The organism is Bacillus sp. COPE52 (genome assembly GCF_003355115.1).
Classification (GTDB): Bacteria; Bacillota; Bacilli; order Bacillales; family Bacillaceae_G; genus Bacillus_A; species Bacillus_A toyonensis.
The window spans coordinates 5,805,354-5,805,655 of record NZ_CP031292.1 but is presented as its reverse complement, the minus strand read 5'-3'; the positions used below and the strand labels follow the sequence as shown (position 1 = coordinate 5,805,655).

Sequence of the window (302 nt, the reverse complement as noted above, 5' to 3'; positions counted from 1 at the left end):
TGAACACCTTGAGGTCCAGTAGCGCCAGTGGCACCGGTAGCACCTGTGTTACCTTGAACACCTTGAGGTCCAGTAGCACCTGTGTTACCTTGAACACCTTGAGGTCCGGTAGCGCCAGTGGCACCAGTAGCACCTGTGTTACCTTGAACGCCTTGAGGTCCAGTAGCACCAGTAGCACCCGTGTTACCTTGAACGCCTTGAGGTCCAGTGGCACCAGTAGCACCGGTAGCACCTGTGTTACCTTGAACACCTTGAGGTCCAGTAGCGCCAGTGGCACCGGTAGCACCTGTGTTACCTTGAAC

1 pseudogene is annotated in these 302 nt (G+C 56.0%); it reads right to left on the bottom strand.

What is annotated here, in order from left to right:
* Positions 1 to 302 (bottom strand): annotated as a pseudogene (locus DPQ31_RS29615) (collagen-like protein); the annotation flags it as partial.